At 44.2% G+C, this 22644-nt stretch carries 30 protein-coding genes and 1 tRNA gene; 24 read left to right on the forward strand and 7 right to left on the reverse strand.

The window, feature by feature from the left end; all coding sequences use genetic code 11:
* The first annotated feature begins 152 nt into the window (after positions 1-152).
* Entirely contained in the window at positions 153-1070 is a 918-nt protein-coding gene (gene cofD / locus AB7U21_RS02955) for a 2-phospho-L-lactate transferase (RefSeq protein WP_428386923.1), read from the forward strand.
* Positions 1071-1156: 86 nt separating this feature from the next.
* On the opposite strand, the gene AB7U21_RS02960 is transcribed toward cofD, so the two are convergent.
* Positions 1157-1975 carry a hypothetical protein gene (locus AB7U21_RS02960; protein ID WP_333787816.1) on the reverse strand — a complete coding sequence of 273 codons (819 nt, stop codon included), beginning with the start codon at positions 1973-1975 and terminating at the stop codon, positions 1157-1159.
* 292 nt (positions 1976-2267) lie between these two features.
* Here AB7U21_RS02960 and hpt point away from each other — a divergent pair, with 292 nt between their 5' ends.
* The 9 genes from hpt to AB7U21_RS03005 all read left to right on the forward strand — a co-directional run bounded on the left by hpt (position 2268) and on the right by AB7U21_RS03005 (position 8620).
* A complete protein-coding gene (gene hpt, locus AB7U21_RS02965) occupies positions 2268-2840 on the forward strand; it encodes a hypoxanthine/guanine phosphoribosyltransferase (protein ID WP_428386925.1) in 573 nt (190 codons plus the stop codon).
* Positions 2800-3819, forward strand: a complete 1020-nt coding sequence (gene dph2, locus AB7U21_RS02970) for a diphthamide biosynthesis enzyme Dph2 (RefSeq protein WP_428386948.1) — start codon at positions 2800-2802, stop codon at positions 3817-3819. The genes hpt and dph2 overlap by 41 nt, the downstream gene beginning before the upstream one ends.
* Before the next feature lie 13 nt (positions 3820-3832).
* Complete coding sequence (locus tag AB7U21_RS02975) at positions 3833-4435, forward strand: METTL5 family protein (protein WP_333787819.1); 603 nt, start codon at positions 3833-3835, stop codon at positions 4433-4435.
* Positions 4436-4568: 133 nt separating this feature from the next.
* Positions 4569-5300 (forward strand): exosome complex RNA-binding protein Csl4, encoded by a 732-nt coding sequence (locus tag AB7U21_RS02980; RefSeq protein ID WP_333787820.1) that lies wholly within the window; start codon positions 4569-4571, stop codon positions 5298-5300.
* Positions 5301-5331: 31 nt separating this feature from the next.
* Complete coding sequence (locus AB7U21_RS02985; protein WP_333787821.1) at positions 5332-5610, forward strand: DNA-directed RNA polymerase subunit L; 279 nt, start codon at positions 5332-5334, stop codon at positions 5608-5610.
* A gap of 114 nt (positions 5611-5724) precedes the next feature.
* On the forward strand, positions 5725-6300 hold the full coding sequence (locus tag AB7U21_RS02990; RefSeq protein WP_428386950.1) for a flavodoxin family protein: 576 nt from the start codon (positions 5725-5727) through the stop codon (positions 6298-6300).
* 26 nt (positions 6301-6326) lie between these two features.
* Positions 6327-7490: an O-phospho-L-seryl-tRNA:Cys-tRNA synthase gene (gene pscS / locus AB7U21_RS02995; RefSeq protein WP_333787822.1), complete on the forward strand. Its 1164-nt coding sequence runs from the start codon at positions 6327-6329 to the stop codon at positions 7488-7490.
* A 97-nt stretch (positions 7491-7587) separates the two neighbouring features.
* Positions 7588-8478 (forward strand): mechanosensitive ion channel domain-containing protein, encoded by an 891-nt coding sequence (locus AB7U21_RS03000; protein WP_333787823.1) that lies wholly within the window; start codon positions 7588-7590, stop codon positions 8476-8478.
* A gap of 70 nt (positions 8479-8548) precedes the next feature.
* Positions 8549-8620, forward strand: a tRNA-Gly gene (locus tag AB7U21_RS03005).
* A 31-nt stretch (positions 8621-8651) separates the two neighbouring features.
* Here AB7U21_RS03005 and AB7U21_RS03010 read toward each other — a convergent pair.
* From AB7U21_RS03010 to mer, 4 genes are all read right to left on the reverse strand, one after another.
* Complete coding sequence (locus tag AB7U21_RS03010) at positions 8652-8861, reverse strand: hypothetical protein (protein WP_333787824.1); 210 nt, start codon at positions 8859-8861, stop codon at positions 8652-8654.
* A gap of 116 nt (positions 8862-8977) precedes the next feature.
* Positions 8978-9496 carry a nicotinamide-nucleotide adenylyltransferase gene (locus tag AB7U21_RS03015; protein WP_333787825.1) on the reverse strand — a complete coding sequence of 173 codons (519 nt, stop codon included), beginning with the start codon at positions 9494-9496 and terminating at the stop codon, positions 8978-8980.
* A 12-nt stretch (positions 9497-9508) separates the two neighbouring features.
* Complete coding sequence (gene fpoF, locus AB7U21_RS03020) at positions 9509-10540, reverse strand: F420H2 dehydrogenase subunit FpoF (protein WP_333787826.1); 1032 nt, start codon at positions 10538-10540, stop codon at positions 9509-9511.
* Between the two features lie 17 nt (positions 10541-10557).
* A complete protein-coding gene (mer, locus tag AB7U21_RS03025) occupies positions 10558-11538 on the reverse strand; it encodes a 5,10-methylenetetrahydromethanopterin reductase (protein ID WP_333787827.1) in 981 nt (326 codons plus the stop codon).
* 322 nt (positions 11539-11860) lie between these two features.
* On the opposite strand from mer, the gene AB7U21_RS03030 reads away from it, so the two are divergent.
* The 8 genes from AB7U21_RS03030 (at position 11861) to afpA (ending at position 16406) form a co-directional block, all read left to right on the forward strand.
* Entirely contained in the window at positions 11861-12100 is a 240-nt protein-coding gene (locus tag AB7U21_RS03030; protein WP_333787828.1) for a DUF2180 family protein, read from the forward strand.
* Between the two features lie 5 nt (positions 12101-12105).
* Complete coding sequence (locus AB7U21_RS03035) at positions 12106-12327, forward strand: DUF2180 family protein (RefSeq protein WP_428386931.1); 222 nt, start codon at positions 12106-12108, stop codon at positions 12325-12327.
* A gap of 42 nt (positions 12328-12369) precedes the next feature.
* On the forward strand, positions 12370-12717 hold the full coding sequence (locus tag AB7U21_RS03040; RefSeq protein ID WP_428386952.1) for a carboxymuconolactone decarboxylase family protein: 348 nt from the start codon (positions 12370-12372) through the stop codon (positions 12715-12717).
* Positions 12718-12849: 132 nt separating this feature from the next.
* Positions 12850-14223, forward strand: coding sequence for a multiheme c-type cytochrome (locus tag AB7U21_RS03045; RefSeq protein ID WP_428386933.1), 1374 nt, complete (start codon positions 12850-12852; stop codon positions 14221-14223).
* 62 nt (positions 14224-14285) lie between these two features.
* A complete protein-coding gene (locus AB7U21_RS03050; RefSeq protein ID WP_015325578.1) occupies positions 14286-14474 on the forward strand; it encodes a 4Fe-4S dicluster domain-containing protein in 189 nt (62 codons plus the stop codon).
* A 36-nt stretch (positions 14475-14510) separates the two neighbouring features.
* Positions 14511-15146, forward strand: coding sequence for a flavodoxin family protein (locus AB7U21_RS03055; RefSeq protein WP_428386936.1), 636 nt, complete (start codon positions 14511-14513; stop codon positions 15144-15146).
* Positions 15143-15844 (forward strand): ferredoxin--NADP reductase, encoded by a 702-nt coding sequence (locus AB7U21_RS03060; RefSeq protein ID WP_333787832.1) that lies wholly within the window; start codon positions 15143-15145, stop codon positions 15842-15844. Before AB7U21_RS03055 ends, AB7U21_RS03060 begins: the two co-directional genes overlap by 4 nt.
* Before the next feature lie 16 nt (positions 15845-15860).
* Positions 15861-16406 (forward strand): archaeoflavoprotein AfpA, encoded by a 546-nt coding sequence (gene afpA, locus AB7U21_RS03065; RefSeq protein ID WP_333787833.1) that lies wholly within the window; start codon positions 15861-15863, stop codon positions 16404-16406.
* 4 nt (positions 16407-16410) lie between these two features.
* Here the strand turns inward: afpA and AB7U21_RS03070 are convergent, their stop codons facing one another.
* The gene (locus AB7U21_RS03070; protein WP_428386939.1) at positions 16411-17229 is read right to left on the reverse strand and encodes a hypothetical protein; all 819 of its coding nucleotides are present in this window, start codon (positions 17227-17229) and stop codon (positions 16411-16413) included.
* Between the two features lie 4 nt (positions 17230-17233).
* Entirely contained in the window at positions 17234-18337 is a 1104-nt protein-coding gene (locus tag AB7U21_RS03075) for an inositol-3-phosphate synthase (RefSeq protein ID WP_333787836.1), read from the reverse strand.
* 274 nt (positions 18338-18611) lie between these two features.
* Here AB7U21_RS03075 and AB7U21_RS03080 point away from each other — a divergent pair, with 274 nt between their 5' ends.
* From AB7U21_RS03080 to AB7U21_RS03105, 6 genes are all read left to right on the forward strand, one after another.
* Positions 18612-19103 (forward strand): ferritin family protein, encoded by a 492-nt coding sequence (locus AB7U21_RS03080; protein WP_333787837.1) that lies wholly within the window; start codon positions 18612-18614, stop codon positions 19101-19103.
* Between the two features lie 13 nt (positions 19104-19116).
* Positions 19117-20319, forward strand: coding sequence for an FprA family A-type flavoprotein (locus AB7U21_RS03085; protein ID WP_333787838.1), 1203 nt, complete (start codon positions 19117-19119; stop codon positions 20317-20319).
* A 43-nt stretch (positions 20320-20362) separates the two neighbouring features.
* Positions 20363-20638 carry a ferredoxin-thioredoxin reductase catalytic domain-containing protein gene (locus AB7U21_RS03090; RefSeq protein ID WP_333787839.1) on the forward strand — a complete coding sequence of 92 codons (276 nt, stop codon included), beginning with the start codon at positions 20363-20365 and terminating at the stop codon, positions 20636-20638.
* Between the two features lie 207 nt (positions 20639-20845).
* On the forward strand, positions 20846-21316 hold the full coding sequence (locus AB7U21_RS03095) for a PAS domain-containing protein (RefSeq protein ID WP_428386942.1): 471 nt from the start codon (positions 20846-20848) through the stop codon (positions 21314-21316).
* A 41-nt stretch (positions 21317-21357) separates the two neighbouring features.
* Positions 21358-22242, forward strand: coding sequence for a PfkB family carbohydrate kinase (locus AB7U21_RS03100; protein ID WP_428386944.1), 885 nt, complete (start codon positions 21358-21360; stop codon positions 22240-22242).
* A gap of 41 nt (positions 22243-22283) precedes the next feature.
* On the forward strand, positions 22284-22644 hold a 361-nt coding region (locus AB7U21_RS03105), incomplete at its 3' end, for a cation-transporting P-type ATPase (RefSeq protein WP_428386946.1).

The raw sequence follows: 22644 nt of genomic DNA on the forward strand, positions 1-22644 counted from the left end.
AGTATCTATAAGGGAAAGCGTGAGCTCATCGAGTTCGATATAACCGTGAATAGGATCACGAACGACCTTCATATGCTTTAAATATCCCTTCATCCTATAATGCTGTTCCTCTATCATAACTAATTTCTGTTAAGAACTGATCGGAGACATACATGCTCGTACTTTCCGGAGGGACCGGAACCCCCAAACTTCTTGAAGGACTTAGGAACATACTTCCTGAAGAGAATATTACTGTTGTCGTCAATACCGCAGAGGACATGTGGGTATCAGGGAACCTGGTAACGCCTGATATTGATACAGTTCTGTACCTATTTTCCGGAAAACTTGATACTTCTAAGTGGTGGGGCATTAAGAATGATACTTTCATGACCTACGAAGCCCTCAGGTCTCTGGGACACGATGAGATAATGAGGCTGGGTGACCAGGACCGTGCCACAAATATCATGCGCTCCGACCTTTTAAGAGCGGGTCGTTCTCTTACGGAAGCAACGCAGGAACTTGCAAGAGCTTTAGGCATCCGGGCAGAGATACTGCCTATGTCCGATGATCCGGTAAGGACGATGGTGACAACACCCTCTGGAAAAATACATTTCCAGGAATTCTGGGTAAAAGAGCATGGAAAACCCGATGTGCTGAAAGTTGTGCAGGAAGGCATCGAAAAGGCTGCCATTGCACCGGCTGTTCTGGAAGCACTGGAAAAGGAAGAATATGTGCTCATTGGGCCCAGTAATCCTATCACAAGCATCGGACCCATACTGGCCTTGCAAGGGATGAAAGAACTGCTGAAAAAGAAAAAAGTTGTCGCGGTAAGTCCCATAATTGGAAAAGAACCTGTAAGCGGACCAGCCGGAAAGCTGATGGCTGCAAGGGGTTTGGAAGTCTCTTCTGCCGGCGTTGTCGATTGCTACGGAGAGATCCTGGACATAATGATATTGGACGAAAGGGATGAATATGGTATCTCTGCCCTGAAGAATGCGAAATGTAAGATACTCATTGCAGATACGCTGATGAAGAATGTGGATAAAAGTACAGCTCTGGCCAGAGCTGTAGTGGATGCATTTAAATGCTGAAAGAAGGCAGGTGTTCAAGAATACAAGGATAAACATGGCAAAATGAAAAGATATTGAGTTCGTGGAAAATGTGAAGTAAAGGTGAACTATGGGTTCACCAATTTTGCAAGGTCGGCTTTAAGGGAAATAATGTCGTTATCTATTTCACTTGACAACTCTTCATAGTATGTAGAGATATTGCCCTTATTCTTTATAAAATCAGCATTATTTTCGGAAGTAAATGAAGACTCTATTTGTCCAGAGATAATATTATCGAACACAACATACTGTGGGTATTGTTTCACGAAAACCTTGTTTGAATTAAATATATTTGTAAAGTTTATAAGAACATCCTGAACCTTATTAGAAGCTAAATAAGTGAAAGGAACAACTTTATTATAATCTGATTTGAAATCCCACCACACAGCATTCATTTTATAATACATACGGGGTACATGTCCCCTTATATTCATGTCAGGGTCTTCAATAAGTTTTATCATTTTGTCACAATCAAATCTTTTCAATGAGCTTTGCATTGGCATATAAAATTTCTCAAGCTTACGTTCAAGGTATGCTATTTTCTGTGCATTAGCCGTTTGTTCTGTGTTCTTATTGGTTGTGTGGAATATATAGTAAGTATATACCACATACAATACTGTTATACTAACCAGAAATAAAGAAGAAGTCATATTAGAAGCATTGTATCCATTCAATAACGGAAACCATATTTTTGTATAATGAGTAGCAAAAAAAGAAACAAGAATTGGAATTACTAGGAATGTAACAAGAATCAAGATTATATTCAGAGTAAAATTAAGTATATTGTTTTGTGAGAACAGTAATCCAAAATTAGAACTTGCTTTCTTTTTGTCCATAGGCAATTTGCTCATTTTACAATCAGTGTCAATTTGCTTATTGCTTTCCATTAAAAATTCACCGACTACTATAGGTTATCCATTAAGTAATAAAAGTTTCCTAAATTAGACCCATACAAACCAAGATAGCCCTATTTTATCGACGCTTCAACATCCAAACAGATGATTTTAGGATTCTATGCTAACGCACCAAAAGCTTGATACTCCAATGATATATTAATAGCAGGAAGTTTCAAATGAATTGTAATAAAAAAGGGAAAGTGTAATTAAGTGTATGCAAATTCAATATGCCCTTTTATATGTGTATGCATATATGTGGCAATCTAAGTAAGGAGTATTTCAGATGCTAGAGATATTACGCGAGTCCTTTAATGAGATCCCTATTGTGAAACGGGGAGATTACTATTATTTCATCCATCCCATATCTGACGGGGTCCCTGCACTGGAACCGGAGCTTCTGGAAGAGATCGCAGAGTACATTGTGGAAAGGGCGGACCTCGATGTGGACAGGATAATTACCATAGAGGCCATGGGCATCCCGCTGGCCACCACAGTTTCTTTGATGACCGATATACCTTTTGCCATTGTCCGTAAAAGGAAGTATGAACTGGAAGGAGAAGTGGTTCTTTCTCAGAATACAGGCTATTCAAAAGGCGAGTTGTATATCAATGGCATAAAAAAAGGAGACAGAATGCTCATAATTGACGACGTGATCAGCACCGGAGGCACCTTGTTGGCACTGGTGAGGGCACTCAAGAACATTGGAGCCATAATTGCAGGCATCTTTGTTGTCATTGAGCGCGGCGAAGGGGTTGCAAGCCTTAGAAAAGAAGGCATAGAAGTGACAACACTTGTACGTATAGATGTCGATGAGCATGGTGTGCATATACTGGAGGACCAGGTTGACAGACAGTGAAGCATTTGATTTCCAGATAGCAAGGATCATTGGCATAATAAAAGATACAGATGCAAAGACTGTAGGCTTACAGTTCCCTGAGGGCTTTAAACGCAGAGCTGCGAGCATAGCCTTTGAGGTCGAAAAAGCTACAGCTGCACAGATATTGATATCCGGAAACCCATGTTTTGGGGCATGTGACATAGATGTTGATCTGGCACGCAGGGTGGACATACTGTTCCATTTTGGGCATGCTGTGCTTGATGACAGCAGCTATGTTAAGAATGTGTATTTTATTGAGGTACGGTCCAATGCTGCAGTAGAGGAAGTGGTGAACAAGTCTCTGGAAATGCTTAAGGGACAGAGAGTAGGACTTATTACCACGGTTCAGCATGTGCACAAGCTTCAGGAAGCATGTGAAATATTACAAGCTCATGGCAAAGTTTGCGTGATAGGAAAGGGAGATGCAAAAATAGCATATCCAGGACAGGTCCTGGGATGCAATTTTTCCTCGGCAAGGGCCGAAATATGCGATGAATATCTCTATATAGGGAGTGGCTATTTCCACCCCATGGGCGTGGCATTATCTACAGAAAGAAGAGTGCTCATAGCCGACCCATTTGTAAATGATGTAAGGGAACTAGACATTTCAAAGGTCCTTAAACAACGCAGTGCCGTTATCGGAAAATCCCTTGATGCAGATCTTTTCGGAATAATCGTATGTTCCAAGCCTGGACAGGAACGTATGACACTTGCCCTGAAGTTACAGGACCTTATACGCAAGCATGGTAAAGATGCCCGGATCATTATGATGGACCTTGTGACCCCTGACCAGTTACTCCAGTTCAAAGTGGATGCTTTTGTAAATACTGCATGTCCGAGACTTGCCATTGACGAGGTTGGCCGTTTCAATGCGCCGATGCTCACTCCACCGGAACTTGAGATAGTACTGGGCGAGAAGGAGTGGAAAGATCTGGTATTCGATGAGATAACTGCCTGAAGCGGGTCATTAAATGAAGCAGAGAAAACTTGAGATCATGCTGGAAAAGGTGAAAGGGTTCGAAAAACCTGATGTGAACCTGGAACAATATGCCACGCCTGCTCCCATCGCTGCTGAGGTATTGCATTTTGCATTTATGCATGGGGATCTGCAGGGTACGGTATACGACCTTGGATGTGGCACCGGTATCCTTGCCATTGGTGCAAAGCTCCTGGGTGCTGAAAAGGTAGTAGGGTTCGACCTTGATCCCAGTGCCCTTGAGATCGCAAGAGAGAACGCATCTATGATGGGAGTTGACGTGGAGTTCGTACAATGTGACATCTCAGGTGTGCCCGAACATGCAGATACTGTAGTAATGAACCCGCCTTTTGGAGCACAATCAAAGGGTAATGACAGACCTTTCCTTACAACTGCCCTGAGAGTTGCAGATGTGGCATATTCCGTCCACAATTGCGGGAGTCACAGGTTCATAAAGAGTTTCATAAAGCCTGCGATCATTAGTGACTGGTATGAAACTGGTTTTCCGATAAAACGAACATTTAAATTTCATAAAAAGGATGTAGAACTGGTTAAGGTTGAGATCTACCGGATAGTCCGGTGTGATGGCAGTATATAATCTGCCGATGTTTGCAACTGCTTTATATAGCGGGAAATATATGTCTTGCAAACTGGCGCTCGATCATATCGATCTAATTTCATCATGAGGGATTCTTATTCGGATAAGGAACAGGAAAAAGGTTTCACGCAGGATGATCAAAGGCTCAGGCGAGGGATCAGAAAGTGTACGGTCATCGGAAGAAACAGAACAAATGGTGACCAAGGGAACGAAAGTGGAGGTAGCTGCTAAAATGGTGAAAGTGCCAAAAAGCGGCATTGTAAAGCCTTCAGAGAAAGTGATAGCGGAGGAGAACATGGATGAAGAGGAAATGATCTTTGTGATGCCTGGAGACATTATTGGTACTACTGAAGAATTTAGTCCCGGGATCGGGACTTTCCTTCATGTTGCAGATATCCATGCTGCCTCTACAGGTGTCGTGGAGATAGATCGGAAAGCACGTATCATATCCGTTGTTCCCAGCACCAAGTATCCACCATCTATTGCCGTAGGAGATATCGTAGTTGGCAGTATAACCGGCCTCAGAGAGAGCGTCGCCCTTGTCGAGATAGCTGCTATAAAAGGTGAAGGCGAACGTGAATTCCACAAAGTAGGAACAGCTGCCGTACACGTTTCAAATGTTAAAGATTCGTACTGCAAGAGACTGGACGAGGAATTCGCTGTAGGAGATATAATTAAAGCAAAGGTTTTGAACACTGAGAACATGCGGCTTAGTACTGCAGGGAAGGAACTTGGTGTAATGAAAGCTCAGTGCTCCAACTGCCGTGCTGTTATGGTCAAGGAAGATAACAAACTAAAATGCCCGGAATGCGGAAGAGTAGAGAGACGTAAACTCTCCTCAGATTATGGAACCGGCATAGTATAATATAAAAATCTGACTTATATGGGTGAAGTCCATGGAACTGAAGATCATAGACAAGACCGAAGATGAAATGCACCTTGAGATAAAAGGTGAAACACACACTCTTCTTAATATGCTGAAATCTGTGTTACTTGAAGACACAAGGGTACACACCGCTTCTTATGATATGAAGCATGTGTCTATAAGCGAACCTGTCCTGTACATAAAGACAGACGGTACAGACCCTATCATAGTAGTTAGAGAGGCTGCTGAAACTCTTGTTGTACAGTGTGAAGAGTTCATCAGCGTATTTGGCAAAGCTGTGGAAGTCTAATAATTTCCACTGCATTTTTTCTTTTTTAATGTAAGATACTGACATCTATTATTTATTATACAAAGTGAATACTTTGTGACCTGGAAGGAATTTATCAACTGGAGATGTAATATCGTGAAAGTAGTGGCATTTAATGGCAGTCCCAGAAAAGAAGGCAATACTGCAACGCTCATAAAGTATGTCTTTGAAGAACTGGAAAAAGAGGGAATAGAAACCGAGCTTGTGCACATTGGGGGTAAAAAGACAATTGGATGCACAGCATGCATGAAATGTTATCAGAATAAGGACAGGAGATGTGTTTTCAATGATGATCTTGTGAATGAATGCATTGTGAAAATGATAGATGCAGATGGAATTATCCTGGCTTCCCCCACATACTTCACAGATATAACGACGGAAATGAAAGCTCTTATAGACAGAGCTGGTTTTGTATCAAAAGCCAATGGTGACTTGTTCAGACGCAAGGTAGGTGCAGCTGTAGTAGCAGTGCGCAGGGCTGGTTCACTCCACGCTTTCACCACCATGAACAATTTCTTTACCATAAGTCAGATGATCATACCGGGTTCCACGTACTGGAACATAGATGTGGGCGGCGCCCCGGGAGATGTGCAAAAAGACGAGGAAGGTATCCGTACAATGCAAACCCTGGGACAGAACATGGCATGGCTGATGAAAAAACTGTATAGTTGAACTATAGTAAGAATAGAGGAGATATAATGGCACTTGATGAGGCAGCACTGAAGAAGTTCGGGTTCATCCCGCGTGAACCAAAGGATGCAATTAATATTGACCCCCTGCAGACCGCAGGTAAGTTAACCGAAGAAGCCAGGCGTGCTCTGCTGGAATGGGGCGATGGCTATTCTGTCTGCGACTTCTGCGGAGGTGTGCTGGACCTGATCAAGAAGCCACCCATAGAGGAATTTGTGCATGGGGCACTTCCCGAATTCCTGAATGTAGATGCTGTGAGGATCACACATGGCGCAAGGGAAGCAAAGTTTGCGGTAATGCACTCCATTGCACAGGAAGGGGACCATGTGGTGATGGACGAGGTTGCACATTATTCCTCTGTTGTTGCCGCCCAGCGGGCCCGGCTTAACATAAAAAAAGTGCCGCATAGCGGTAGCCCGGAATATATGACAGATGTGCAAGGGTATGCTACAGCTATTGAAGAAGTGATAAAGGAAACAGGTAAAGCACCGGCATTGGCCCTGGTCACTTATCCGGATGGTAATTATGGGAATATCACCGATGTGCAGCGTGTATCAAAGATCTGCCATGACTACGATGTGCCCCTGCTGCTGAATGGCGCATACGCTGTCGGCAGGATGCCAGTGGATGCCAAAAAGCTGGGTGCTGACTTTGTGGCAGGCAGTGGCCATAAATCTATGGCTGCATCGGGCCCCATAGGACTGCTGGGTGTCAGTGAGGAATATTCTGACATCGTGTTCAGGAAATCACCTACAAACAAGAACAAGGAAATAGAACTATTGGGATGCACAGCCAGAGGTGCCACTATTATGACAATGATAGCCTCATTCCCTCATGTAGTAGAGCGGGTGAACAACTGGGACCAGGAAGTGCAGAATGCACGCTGGTTCTCTGGTAAACTTGAAGAAATGGGGATCATCCAGAAAGGACAAAAGCCACATAACCATGATCTTATGTTCTTCGAAGCCCCTGTCTTCTATGAAATATCACAGAAGGCAAAGAAGGGAAGGTACTTCCTGTACAGGGAACTCAAAGAACGTAATATACATGGCATCAAGTCCGGACTTACTAAATACTTCAAACTGAGCACGTTCCAGGTAGGCAGGGACAACTTGCAATACGTTCTGGATTCTTTCCAGAGTATCATTGACAAGTATGAAGCAGAGGTATGAGTAATAATTAGACCTTCTATCTTTTTTTTGTCCTTGATACTATGTGGACAATTTTATAAATAGAAAGATATGATATACATATATCAAGTGTATGCCGATGGTAAGAGATTCAATTATCAGACCTTCCAGAGAGAAGTTCAAGAAAGTAAAGATGAGATTTGCTCACGAGCAGCTTAACAGGACCATATTGCTCTTTCTGATAGTGATGCTTCCGATCATTGCTATTGACCTGGCAGGGCGACAGGAGATCATACCTGTTCCTGAAGCATTGATGAAGATACTGGAAGGTATAATAGTGGTTTTGGTTTCCTTTGGCGGAGCCACGCTCTTCATAAGACTTACTATCAACTTCACTATAGGTAAATTCGAAGGTATCGGACAACCTGAAGAGAGGATCCTGTTTAGCAAGCTATATATCTTGCTGGTGTATGTACTGGCTACAGTAATCGTTTTCTTGCACATGGGCATTGGCATACAGAACGTAGCCCTATTTTTAGGTCTGACAGCCACCGGTTTTGCCTTTGCTGTCCGGGACGTGGTGCTTTCCTATATAGTATGGTTCATACTGCTGACAAAGAAACCTTTCAAGATCGGCGATTATATAAATGTGGCTGGAGAGGAGGGGCAGGTCAAGCACATAGGCATGTTCTATGTTTTAATAGATCCATCGCCGGAAACGTATGCAGACTATACAAAGGTACCAAACAAGGTCTTCCTCGAAAAGCCTATCCGTAACTATGGGAGTTATAAATTCGTGTCAACATTCGACCTATACCTGAAAAGCGTACCAACAGACATAATTGACAGGCTTGAGAGGATACGGGAAAAAGGCAGTGAGTTAAAGGGTGCAGATGCCACCTTTTATCTTAACAGTGACAGTGATGGTGTTAAGATCACAGTGGAGTTCAAAACGGTCTACGAAGACAGGGATATCCTGAGAGACCGCCTCATGTCCGTGATGCTGCAGGAAGTGGGCCAAAATGCATGAAACAATGTCAGGTGCCTCACCACAAACTCTATAATCAAAGAAGTAATATGGATTATGCTGTTTTCATAATGCGGCTGTGGTTTAGTGGCTATGACCTGGGCTTCCCAAGCCTAGAACCCGGGTTCGAATCCCGGCAGCCGCATAAGATCAAAAGAAAAATGTAAAATATAGTTTCATTTTTTCTTAGATTTTTCCGGTATTTTCTGGTCCGGCGTGACCCCGTAGAATTTTGTCCTCGCTTTGCCCCAGATACACCCGGTCTTACCGAAGATCTTCAGTTCCAGGTTCTGTATAGCTTTGCATATGCCGTTACCAGATCTTGCCCCTTTACAGACGAAGCAATACTTTTCACAGAAAACCGGCGGTTTTCCCTTCTCTGCCATATTGTTACCTCCTACGGATAAAACAAACTTCCAGTATGAAATGTAGGTATCAGTTTATAAAAGATGTGTCTGTAATTTTTAATGACAATAATTGCCTGCAGAATTAAAATAAACAATTATTCCATATCCCTCATGGAAACATTGCGAAGCCTGGTGACACCGCCGATCTCGTCTATAACCTCCGCTACAGCGGCGGGGACAAGCTGGCGCCAGTCGTCGCCTTCGATCATCTTTTTGCGGATCTCTGTTCCGGAGTAGCCTTTCCTGTTGAACATCGGAGGCTGCCTTACATTCATATCCGCTTCCCTGAAAAGCTGGATCACAAGAGGATTGTTGGAGTACACTACATCAAAGGGAGGGGACATGGAAATGATGTGAGACACCCAGACAGCGTTGCGCTGGAGATCTTCAATGGGTATTGCATAATGTTTCACATCTGCATCTTCCAGAGCATGCCGTATCATCATAACCCTTTCACCTGCAGTAAACGGGTTCTCAGGGTCATGACTCTTCTGGGCACTGCCTATGCCTATTACCAGCTCATCTACTTCCTTTGCAATGGTACAGATGGTGGAATAATGCCCAAGATGGAATGGTTGGAAGCGTCCTATATAGAACGCTCTTCTCATATGCATAAATGACAACCGTTAACGTATGCCACATTCGTCGAATGAGAATTTCTCACAGACTTCAAGATAATGGCCTGAGTTGTTATCGTGTTTCATTTTTGCAAGCTTCTTCACAAGATCCAATCCTGGAGGTGCGGGATTCTCCATGATCTCCAGCGTATCCTTTACCTTGTCGAAGTACTTCTGCCCTGCATCTGTGCGTATGAACACACAGTTCCAGCCGTCCGGAGTGCCTACCGATCCTACGGATATATCTGCGAACACAGATGTATAATCACAGCAATGATGACAGGGATTCCTTGCATAAGGTGCAACTTCAGCTATCTTGACACTGTGCTCCTGACCATCCTTAGTATAGTTCCAGAACTTACCTTTTCCGAAATCCATCTTCACAACGTCGTCGACGTTAAGCTTCATGATCTCAGGAACGATCTTCTCCCTCATAGTTTCGTGGTAGAAACTTTCCATACACAAGAGACCCACTATAAGGACGATCTTGTCATTGACGTTCTCAGAGATAAGACGGGCTCCATGAGCCTGGCAGGGTACACCCACTACTGCTATGCGATCATATTTCTCAAAGGGCTCCTTAAGTGCTTCCAGAACCGAATCATAGGTATACTTGGTACCTGTGGTCTTATCCACATCCTCGGGTTTTGTCATGAGGATAAGTTCTGTTTCCCACGCATTGTTCCTGGAAATACCAACAACACAGTCGATCTCGCCTTTTCTGAGCAGCTCTTTAAGTATATGGGAAGTCACGCCTCCATCCTGACCGACAATCGTGCTCTTTGCACCAAAGAAGGACTTCACGTTGGCAAATTCGTCATCGTAATATCCATCTATCACAGGACAGACCCTTCCACATGTGAAACAGCCTTCACATACATTAAGAGTTGCACCTTTCTCATACAACTCAAGGTTGTCGGGATCGCGTACTTCTGCCCGTTTGTTTACAACAATAGCACCGGCAGGGCATGCAGATGCGCATGCCCCACAAGCAGTGCAGACGTCATGTTCAATGACCTCTAAGATCTTTGGATGAACCATCCTCCAGATCCTCCCAATTATCCGATTATTTCCTTACCAATGAGCTTTATTGCTTTCTCCTTGTCCGGACCTATCGGAGAGCCTGCAACGATCTGTGTAACGCCTATGTCCAGGAGCTCATTGATCCTTGCCTTGCAGTCTTCAGGTGTACCGCTTATGGAGAACGCATCCATCATCTCTTTGGTGACCATGCCGCCCATCAGGGCACCGAAGTCGCCTTTTGCAATAGCTCCGCCGATGGCTGCCTTTGAAGCTACGTCAATACCATGACGCTGCAGGACCATGTCAGGGGAACCAGCAACAATGAAAGCAACTACGACCTTTGCGGCGTTCACTGCTTTTGCTGCATCCTTGTCAATGGAGAAACATGCATATGCTGCAACATCAACATCCTTGGGGTTACGGCCAGCCTTCTTTGCGCCAGCTGCTATCTGCTTAACTGCCTCTTCGAAGTCTCTTGGGTGAGAAGCATTGATCAGTACCCCGTCAGCAACCTCACCGGCAAGTTCCAGCATCTTTGGACCCTGTGCACCCATGTAGATAGGTATATTACCTGCCTTGAATGCCATCTTTGCACCGCCGAACTTAACAACCTCACCGCTCATTGTCACTTTCTTGCCTTCGAAGAAAGAACGCAGTGCCTGAATGCTTTCTTTTGTTGTTGTCAGAGGTTTCTCCCACGCGATGCCCATTGCATCGAATGTTGCTTTGTCTCCGGGACCGAGGCCGATGATAGCACGTCCGCCTGAGATCTCATTGATAGAGGCTATGCTTGATGCAGTTACTGCTATGTTCCTTGTGTAGGGGTTGGTGACACCCGTACCGAGCTTTATGCGGTTGGTGTTCATTGCCAGCACGGTAAGAGTGGAGTATACATCACGGTTGTTGTAGTGATCTGTGATCCATACGTTGTCAAATCCCTGCTCTTCAGCGAGCTTAGCATAGTGTGCGATCTTAAGGACCGGGTCGCTTGGTACGAATTCTATTCCGAATGTCATTTCAATCCTCCTCTGATAGAGTGTTGCTAATCAGGTAACTGTACCTATTTATATGTTTGTTGGTTTAGTCATTCGCTTTGTACTTGCAGCTATGCATTCACCGAAGATACATATCATCTGGCATCATCAGTTATAATTGAATAGATATTTTCCCGAATATTAACCAACACAGATATATCAATTGACATAAAGAATATTGTTCAATTCACCAGGGGGTGAGATGGGGAGAACCATTTTTCTGGGGAAACAATGTGATGATCCCAACAACCGGATGGATTAGTATGCTTTTGTCTTGAACAAAGAAAAGAAAAGAGTGATACTCATGAAATGCTACGAATGTGCCAAAACTGGAAAAGAAGCAGACACTGTTGCTGCTTGCATAATATGTGGAAGAGGGGTTTGCAAGGACCATCTCGTCAGGGAAGAGACACCTATATGGGAAGGAGAATACAGTATCAAGCTGAGATGTGGTATGGGAGTGGAATGTAAACTTGATGACATCAACCGCTGGAAAAAAGTGCTCTGCATACCCTGTCATAAAGCTCTGAAGGAGAACTACTAGGTGATATGATGATGAAATGCTATGATTGCATGGAGAATGGAAAGGATTCCAACGCAGTATGCGTCTGTATCACTTGCGGCAAGGGCCTGTGTATGGACCATACAAAGGAACTGGAACTCCCGGTTACCGTAGGAAAACCCCCTGAACTTAAGAGGTTGCCAAATAGCCTGCCAAGACTTGTATGCAACTATTGCATCAGCCAGATAATAGAAGACGGATTTGATTGATCGGACTATGCAGGAGGAGAAGAAATGACCAGACACAACGATATGTTAGAGGATAAAGAACTTTTAAGATCGATGTCCGAAAAACTCGGATTTACTCCGCAGATACTTGAAACTCTCGGCGAGCTGGAACCTGAGTTCCTGACGAAATACAACAGGTGTAACCGCAGATTATTGCAAGATGGAGCACTGTCTGCGAAAGTCAAGATACTGATGGCGCTTGCCGTAGTAGCGTCCAAACAATGCGAAAAGTGTGTGATCTCCCAGATGAAGAGCGCACTGGAGAATGGTGCTACCAAGGAAGAGATAATGGAAACAATGGATGTGATATCCATAACTTCCGGTGCACCTGCGGTTGCAGCATGCAGGGATGCATTGAAATTGCTCAAATGAAACTTCCAGGAAGGTCATCTCTCCGATGGCCTTCCATCGGAATACACTGATAGATCACGCTTATTACATTATATTGTTGAGGGGGTACGCCGCATTAGAGCCTTGAGAAGCATATATCTGACAATATTAGTAATGATCGCACTCTGCACAATAACTTTCAATGCACTTGCAGTCACACCCACTGCACATGGTGAACTATCCTCTGATATGTTCACTGATAGTAATAAATGTGCACAGTGTCATGCCATTACCCATGATCAGTGGGAAGGCACCATGCATTACAACGCTTATGAGGATCCTTTCTACCAGAAGGAGGTTCTGGCTGCAAGCAATGATACACAGGGCATAGTGGATGAATTCTGCTCCCGGTGTCATACCCCCATAGGGGTCGTATCAGGCGAGATACCGCCAATAGGCGGATCAGATCTCAGTGCCATTGCAAGAGAGGGGGTACATTGTGATCTCTGCCATGTTATATCCGGCAGCAACGGCACAGGCAATGCGCCTTTTGTTGTCAGCCCGGGGAATATCAAGTGGGGACCCTTTGATGATTCAAGGGCTGCATACCATGAATCAGAATATCTGGAATTGTACACCACTTCGGAATACTGCGGCATGTGTCATGATGTGACACATCCTCTTAACGGTCTTGTCGTCGATGATACGTACACTGTGTGGAAGGAAGGACCCTATGCCGAAGAAGGGGTTGTGTGTCAGGACTGTCACATGACCTCGGGTATAACCAAATTTGAAGCAAATCCCGGAAGAGCAGGGTCCGGTGCCCAAAAAAGAGAACATATATCCACCCATGCAATAGTAGGTGGCAATGCCTTTGTAACAGAGGTCCTTGGAGAAGAAAAATATAGAGAAATGGCTGTGGAGAGACTTGAAAAGACAGCAACTCTTTCCATTGATGCACCTCAGATAGGCCAGAGAGGAGATAACGTCAGCCTGAATATATCCATTACCAATTCAGGAGCCGGGCACAAGATACCCACAGGAGTTTCTGAGATCAGGCAGATGTGGCTTGCTGTAAGCGTAAAGGACGGCAGCGGTAAACAGGTATACAATACCGGAGAAGTTTATGATAATGGAACTGTAGGGAATGCAAAGATGTACAACACCGTTCTTGGTGATGCGCAGGGACAGCCTACCCTCAGTTTCTGGCTTGCCCAGTCCATACTTGAAGACAACAGAATACCCCCCAGAGGAACAGTTTCAGAGAAGCACACATTCAGAATACCTGAAGATGTGACCTATCCGCTTGCAGCGGAAGCAACACTTAAGTATCGTTCAGCACCACAGGATCTTATTGACCATCTATTCGAAGAAGATGTGTATGAGGTACCTGTTATTAGTATGACAGAAATATCTACGAACATCTATGAGAATGAGGAAGCAGCAGAGGATGCAGCAACACCTGCAACCCCGGGAGTAGGGGCCCTGGGCTCTGTAACTATCCTGCTGTGCGCAGCATACTATTACATGGAAAGACGGGAAATATGATTGGAGTTCATAACAGGCTGTAAAGATAACAGCTTGGAATATACAGACAGGAGATAAGAAAAATGCCAGCAAAAGTAGATCCGAACATATGTGAAGGAATAGGAGCATGTAAGGAATCTTGCCCTGAGGATGTCTTTGAAATGAAAGATGACGGACAGGGACTGAAATCTGTGGTCGTCCATCCGGACAACTGTATAGAATGCGGATTATGCGTAGATGCATGTCCCATGGGAGCAATAACCATCGAATGACCCCTGAATGAATAGAATATACAATGGAGTGTCTTAATGACGGGTGATGCTACTATCAGATTGCTTGGAATCTCAGGAAGTCCCAGGAAGAAAGCTACGGATTATATCGTAAACGAGGCCCTGAGATATGCCCAGGAGAAATTCAACGTTGAAACTGATTATTTCTCTGCCAGTGGAAAAGACCTTAAGTTCTGCATCCACTGCGATTATTGTGTGCGCAAGCAACAGGGATGTATCCACAAAGACGATATAGTGCCACTCTATGAAAAAATGCTGTGGGCTGATGCCTGGATCATAGGCACTCCTGTGTATCAGGGTACGTTAAGTGCACAGACGAAGACTATAATGGACAGATGCCGGGCAGTTGTGGCACGTGACCCAAAAGCCTTCAAAAACAAAGTGGGTGCTGCAACTGCTGTTGGAGGCGACAGGATAGGAGGACAGGAACCTGCCATCCAGAGCATATTGAACTTTTATGTGATCAGCGAGATGTTACCCATTGCCGGAGGTTCCTTTGGTTCAAATCTCGGAGGAACTTTCTGGTCCCAGGACAAAGGAGCTGAGGGGGTCGCCGAGGATACCGAGGGCATAAGAAGCCTGCATCGTACAGTAAATAAGCTGATCAGGGCCGCCCAATTGATCAAAAAGGCTCAGCAGGAAGGGATCCCTTGAAGTTTGAAGAAAAAACAATAGACATCATAAAAAGGACAAATGATGTAAAAAGCTTCAGATTCAGGCGGCCTGAAGGCTTTGATTATAAACCCGGCCAATACATACTTGTAAGTCTGGAAGTGGAAGGGAAAGTGATCACAAAGGCATTCAGCCTTTCCAGCAGTCCCACCGAGAAAGATCATATAGAGTTCACCAAAAAGCTTACAGGTCATCCGTTCTCAAACGTGCTTGACAATATGAAGATAGGGGATAGTGCTGTCATTAGCGGGCCTTTCGGTAAGATGACCTTCGAAGGAGAGTATGCAAAAGTGGCATTGCTGAGCGGCGGGATAGGTATCACTCCCATGATCAGTATTTGCAGATACTGTACTGACCTCCACCTTGATGCTGACATTGTGCTGATATATAGCAACAAGACAGAGAACGACCTTGCCTTCAGAGAAGAACTTGATGAAATGATGCACAACAACAACAACAATTTAAAAGTAGTGTACACCCTGACCCGTGCATCAGAAAGCTGGACAGGTTGCCGGGAACGTATATGCGAGAACATGGTGATCCGGGAGATACCAGATTACAGAGAAAGACATTTTCTGATATGCGGCCCACCTGAAATGGTCAGGTCCATGGAGGAAATGTTGGCCTTAATGAATATCCCAAAGGACATGGTCAAGAAGGAAGCATTGGCAGGATATTGACAAATGGAGAGATTATATGAAAAGGATAGCATGGGGAATAACAGGTTCGGGAGATCTTATAAAAGAGACTTACAATACAATGGTAGATATTAAGAAAAAAACAAATATTGAATTCATGGTGTTCCTTTCCAAAGAAGGAGAAACGGTTATGAAGTGGTACAGAATGTGGGATGATATACAGAGAGATTTCCCTAACTTCAAAACAGATGCTGGCCCAAACTCCCCTTTCATTGCGGGACCTTTGCAGCTTGGACATTATGACATGCTGATAATTGCACCTACTACGGCCAATACTGTGGCAAAGATAGTTCATGGCATTGCCGATAACCTTGTGACAAATGTCGTTGCGCAAACGGCTAAAGGTGAAACACCAATTTATATCCTTCCGGTAGATCGACAAAAGGGAACAGTGACAACCTATGCTCCCAACGGAAAGGAAATGAAACTGAAAATGAGAGACATAGACATAGAGAACACTGAAAAGCTGTCCCGCATGGAGAATATTACAATACTTGACAGTCCTGAGGACCTATATAGAATAATTGGTATTCCAAAGGAATGAGTTTTCAAATATAAGTGAACCCTTCATTTATATAAGGCTCACCTATTCCGTTTCCCGGAACCAGCGTGTTCAGAACGCAGAATACAGAATATGCTGCTATGATGCTGTCCAGAGCATCGCCATCAGCGTTCTGCAGAGCCTTGTCCCGTATATCTTCGGGCAGATCCAATGCCTTTCTTTCAAGATGGTCCAGAATATATTCCCTGGATTTTCGTTCTTTTGTTCCTTTTCCTTTATAGGAAATATACAATCCTTCTTTTTTCAGTGCAGAGGCGGGGCATATTTCCATAACCCATGGAACATCTGCCCTCGGAGACTGCATGGGCAAAATACTGGCAGCACCCGAGATCACAAGAGGTCTTATAATGTCCCTTATACCAAAATATGTCTGTCTGTACAATCTTAGGTTATAAACACAAAAGGGAGCTTTTACCTCTTTGTCCGTTGCTCTTTTGAGCTCCACGTTCCCTGAAAGTCTACGGTTTCTATCTCTGAACTCATCTTCACTGGTATAGAGTTCCGGGAAATGCCGGATGAACTCGTTCCAACCGAGCCCCTGCATGAGAGGTAGCGGAATTCCAAAGGGAAAATCCATGCCAAAAATAGAACTTTTACTGGAGCATATAAGGCCAAGCAAAAAACGAAGACAAGGTTCCCTGCCCAGGTTACTTGGATCTACTTCGCTAAGAGGGTAACATTCCACAATACCTAATCTGTTCCCGGACACTTTACCGTGGCTGAGCCAGATCTTATAACAGGCGGACTTGGCACCGCTGAAATCCACACCAAAGAGATCTCGCTGGCAAGTTACCGCCCGGATCATATTTTTAGTTATCCCTGGTACCTGCAATGAACTCAAGGGTCATGTTGTAGGCTTCATCGTCAGTGAACTGTCTGGGAGGATGTTTCATGAAATAAGCAGATGGGGAATAAAGTATACCACCAATGCCTCTGTCCAGCGCAAGCCTGCAGCACCTTATGGCGTCAATGACAACACCTGCAGAGTTGGGAGAGTCTTCTACCGAAAGACGCAACTCGATGTTCATAGGCACATCACCGAAAAGCTTGCCTTCCATCCTGAGGAAACATACTTTGTTGTCGTTCTGCCATGGCACATAATCACTTGGACCCACATGGATATTATCGTCGTCCAAACGCTTGCCTACCACAGACTGCACAGCTTCGGTCTTGGACTCTTTCTTAGAGGCAAGCCTGCTTCGGTTTAGCATGTTAAGGAAATCAGTGTTACCCCCGGTGTTCAACTGATATGTTCTTTCAAGTTTTACGCCCCTCTTGCGGAAAAGGTCAACAAGGGTGCGATGGGTGATGGTAGCACCAAGCTGGGCTTTGATATCATCCCCGATTATGGGAATACCCTTCTCAGCAAAACGGGCAGCCCACTCAGGGTTGCTTGCGATGAAAACAGGCATGTTGTTAACAAAGGCCACACCTGCCTCAAGAGCACATTCAGCATAGAACTGAGTGGCCTGTTCAGATCCCACTGGCATGTAATTTAAAAGTATCTCAGCCCCGGAGTCTTTCAATTCCTTAATTATCTGCTCTTTTTCAGATTCAGGCGCATTTGAAACGATGAACTTACGAGAATCATCATAATCTGCCATGTGCTCTGAAACCCCATCCAGCACCTTTCCCATCTTAACGATGACACCTGTTCTTGGAACACTACAACAGAACACAGTAGTACAGTTGGGCAGGGCAAAGATCGCGTCTGACAAGTCTTTTCCAACTTTTCTGCTGTCTATATCAAAGGCAGCTACCACTTCTATATCAAAGGGCTTATAACCACCCAGATCCCAGTGCATCAGCCCTATGGCATCCTTTGGAGATTTATCTTTATAGTACTCAATACCCTGAATGAGCGAACTGGCACAGTTACCAATTCCGGCAATAGCTATCTTTATTTTGCCCATTAGATTACCTCATGATCAAAAGAATTGAAGAATATGAAACCACATGATAAATTTAAACTTCATAATGGAGACGGGGTAATAAAAAGGTTTCTAAATACAAATATTCACTGACCTGCCTTTCCAGCAATGGAACTGGCATATATGAAATGTTGCATATATGTTCGAAAGTTATATAATTTTACAGGTTGTAGTCAGAAAGTGTGGGGAATTGCAAATTGGTCTTCAGCCATGCATACACATCCATATAGACAATAGCAGATGGAGATGACTAATAATGAAAGACGTATTACAGGAAATTTCTGAGCAACTTGACAAATTGGATACATTGGAAGAAGCCATTGATGTAGCCATCAAGCTTGAAGAAGACGGTAGGGCATATTACCTTAAAAGATCAGAATCAATGCCTAACCCGGCTGCCCGCGAGATGTATGCATTCCTTGCCGGGGAAGAGGAAAAGCACGCTGAGATGCTGAGAAAGTTCAAGAACGGAGACAAGAAAGCTGCACATGTCGAACACCATTTCCCGGACTTTACTCCTTCTCTGACACAGGAATTCTCTGACAAGAAACTTGAAGAGATAGGCATCCTGCTTGCTGCCCTGCGCTTTGAGTACAAGAGCGAGTATTTTTATACGGAACTTGGAAGAAGAGCAACAGAGCCTGAACAAAAAGAGTTCTTTGACAGGATAGCTGCAGCGGAAAGAGGACATTACAGGCTTATAGATGAAATGCTGCAGGCTGCTACAGAGTTCAGGATGCAGACATAAAGGAGAGATGTAAGTGGGAAATGATATACAAACAGTGCAGATATCCGAAGGTATTTACTGGGTAGGTGTTGTAGACTGGAACCTGCGGGATTTCCATGGATACGAGACACCTAAGGGTGGAACCTACAACTCATATCTGATAATAGATGAAAAGATCACACTTATCGACACTGTAAAAGCACCTTTCTTTGAAGAGATGCTGAGCAGGATCTCTCAGATAGTGGATCCTTCGAAGATAGACTATATTGTGTCCAATCATGTGGAGATGGACCATTCCAGCTCCCTGCCTGCAATGATGGAAGTAGCTCCAAAGGCAAAGCTATTTTGTTCTGCTAAAGGCAAAAAAGGCCTTTTCGAACATTATCGTGAAATGGGATTCGAGAAATGGGATATCCAGGTAGTGAAGACCGGGGATGAGATAAGTATCGGAAAGAGGAACATGCAGTTCATTGAGGTTGTGATGCTGCACTGGCCTGACAGCATGCACACATATCTCAAGGAAGACAGGATACTCTTCTCTAACGATGCATTCGGACAGCACATAGCAACCTCGGAAAGGTTCGAGGACCAGGTAGAAGGCGTTATGGAGGACGCCGAGATATATTACGCCAACATCCTCATGCCTTTTGGCAAACAGGTGCTTGGTTATGCTGAGAAGGTAAAGCAGATGGGGCTCAAGTTCGATATGATAGCCCCTGCGCATGGAGTGATATGGAGAAAGGAACCTGAAAGGATAATCGAATCCTATGTCAAATGGGCCAATGCTGAGGCAAAACCACAGGTGCTCATAGTGTATGACACAATGTGGAACAGCACTGAGATAATGGCAAAGGAGATCCTGGAAGGTGTGCAATCCGCTGGAGTGGATGTGAAACTCAGGAACCTGCGTAAGAACGACTGGAGCAAGATAATAAAGGAACTTATGGATGCATCGGTAGTTGCTATAGGCTCCCCTACGCTGAACAATGGTATGTTCTTCACTGTTGCAGGGTTCCTGAGCTACATGAAAGGCCTCCAGCCAAAAGGCAAGAAGTTCTTCGTCTTCGGCTCTTATGGCTGGGGCGGCGGTGCAGTGAAAGGTGTTGAAAAAGAACTCTCAGAATCAGGTTTTGAGATCGTGGAACCTGGATTCCAGGTTAACTTCAAGCCTTTTGAAGAAGACCGTGCCAAATGCAGAGAGATCGGGAGCCGGCTTGCTTCCCTTGCAAAGGAATAAATCATAGTACATAAGAATAGTCTTGGAACAAAGGAGTGTTAACGTGCAATTCAATACCCCACTTGAAGAGGAGTTTTTTGAAAAGTCTAAGAAAAATGCGATCCAATCCGGATACAGGCTGAACCCCGACTATGATGTGGTAGTTACAGCGGTGAAGGGAATATCCAACAATAAGAAGCAATATGGAGAATGGTATTGCTTCTGTCAGAAAAGGACGGGGGATAAAGAGACTGACAAGAAGATCATCTGCCCCTGTGCGGCCAGGAATCGCGATATAGAGATGCGTGGGTCCTGCAGATGTGGCCTGTATATTAAATAAGTACGCTTTAAAGTACAGTTTATGATATCCCTTTAAAGGGATACATGATCTTTTTTTGATCGATCATTTTGACAAGAGTTTTTAATGTATCCTATCTGATGGATACATTCTGTGACCGGGAATTAACAACAGTCAGCAAATACTTAAATAATACAGGGTTAAATCCGTTATAGGTATAAATGGGTACCTTATGAATGGGGGCATAGAATGAATACAAGTACTGAAAGGGATGCATGTACGATAGAGAAGGAACTAAGCAAGGACGAATTGCTTTACGCTCTGGAAAAGCAGAAAGAGGCATTTGAAAGGTTAAAGGTACTGGAGTCTATCATCAATAGCAGTCCTTTTATTGCTCTTTCAAGGGACCCTTCAAAGGATCTTGCTGTCGTGTTCATTTCCGATAATATCTCACAGTTCGGCTACAAAGCCGGAGATTTTACATGCAAAATGTCCTATGAGGACATCATACAGCCGGATGAACGTGAATATGTTAAATTGGAAACTATCGAGAACTGCAAGGAAGGAAGCAAATACATCACACTTAAATACAGGATAATGACGGAAAAAGGGGAAACTAAGCCCGTGGAAGAGAGAACGTTCATACAACGTGACCCTCAGGGAAATGTCATGTACCTACAAAGCATTATATTCGAAAAGCATGGGAAATGTAGTATCTGATAATATGTTCTACACATTTGCTATATCTGGCAGGCAATAAAGTGAGAAGGGTATTTACCATAGGCGAAACTTTCTACGATATAACTTTCCGTGAAAAGGTACCTGTTTCTGCAACCCCCGGCGGTGCGATGCTCAATACTGCCGTTTCTCTTGCAAGGTGCGGGATAGATGTAACACTGATTAGCGAGTTATCTGCAGACCATGTAGGCAGCACTATAAATGACTTTCTGATGTCCAATGGAGTGAATACCGAAAACATATACAGATATGTAGGAAAAACTCCTCTTGCACTGGCTTTTCTGGATGAGATGAATGATGCAGAATATGTCCTTTATGAAACATATCCCCATGAACGGTTACAGATACTGAACCCTGTTCTCAGAAAAGGCGACATCATACTTTTTGGGTCTCTGATGGCAGTATCAGAGCAGGTGAGAGAGAAACTTTTGGACATATTGAAAAATGCCAGAGATGCCGGAGCGATCATCCTATATGACCCGAACCTCAGGGAATCTCTGCTGAACAATATTGGAACTATACGTAACATGGTGCAGGAGAATATATCACTGGCACATGTGGTTCGGGGTTCACATCGGGAGTTTGAGATTATTTTCGCAGCAGAGAGTGTGGACGAGGTATATGAACGTGTAAAAGAATCCGGTTGCTACTGCCTGATATATACAAAAGAGAACAGAGGATTATGGCTGAAAGCAGGTAAAAAAGAAACATATTACCCGGTACAGATAGTGGAAACTGTGAGCACCATAGGTGCCGGAGATAGTTTTAATGCCGGCCTGATATACGGTCTGCCTGCTCTGGATAATGATAGCTTTTTTACTGAGTGCATCAATGAAACTAACTGGAATTCTATAATAGAAACTGCAATAAGCTTTGCTGCCCACGTGTGTACACAGAACGAGAACTAGATCTCTAAGGATTTTTCAAATTCATTTAACAGGAGAATGGCATGAGAACCGAGGAAGCCCTTTTGGAACTGGAAAGCTCCCCTGAGGGGCTATCGAACGAAGAAGCAAAGAAAAGGCTTGTAAGGTACGGGCCTAACCAGCTTGAGGAAAAGAACAGGGTCACGCCTTGGAAGGTTTTGGTGCGGCAGCTGGCAAATGTAATAGTGTGGGTACTGGCTGCTGCTGCAATAATATCGTTGATGGCCCACGAGGTTATCAATTTCTGGGCTATAATTGGTATCATCCTGTTTGTAATACTTATGGGTTTCCTGCAGGAATACAGAGCAGAAAAGGCCATGGAGGCCTTAAAGAAATTCGTGCAGCCGGTCACACGAGTGCACAGGGAAGGAACACTGAAGGAGA

Origin of the sequence: Methanomethylovorans sp. (assembly GCF_050177135.1) — an archaeon.
Taxonomy (GTDB): domain Archaea; phylum Halobacteriota; class Methanosarcinia; order Methanosarcinales; family Methanosarcinaceae; genus Methanomethylovorans.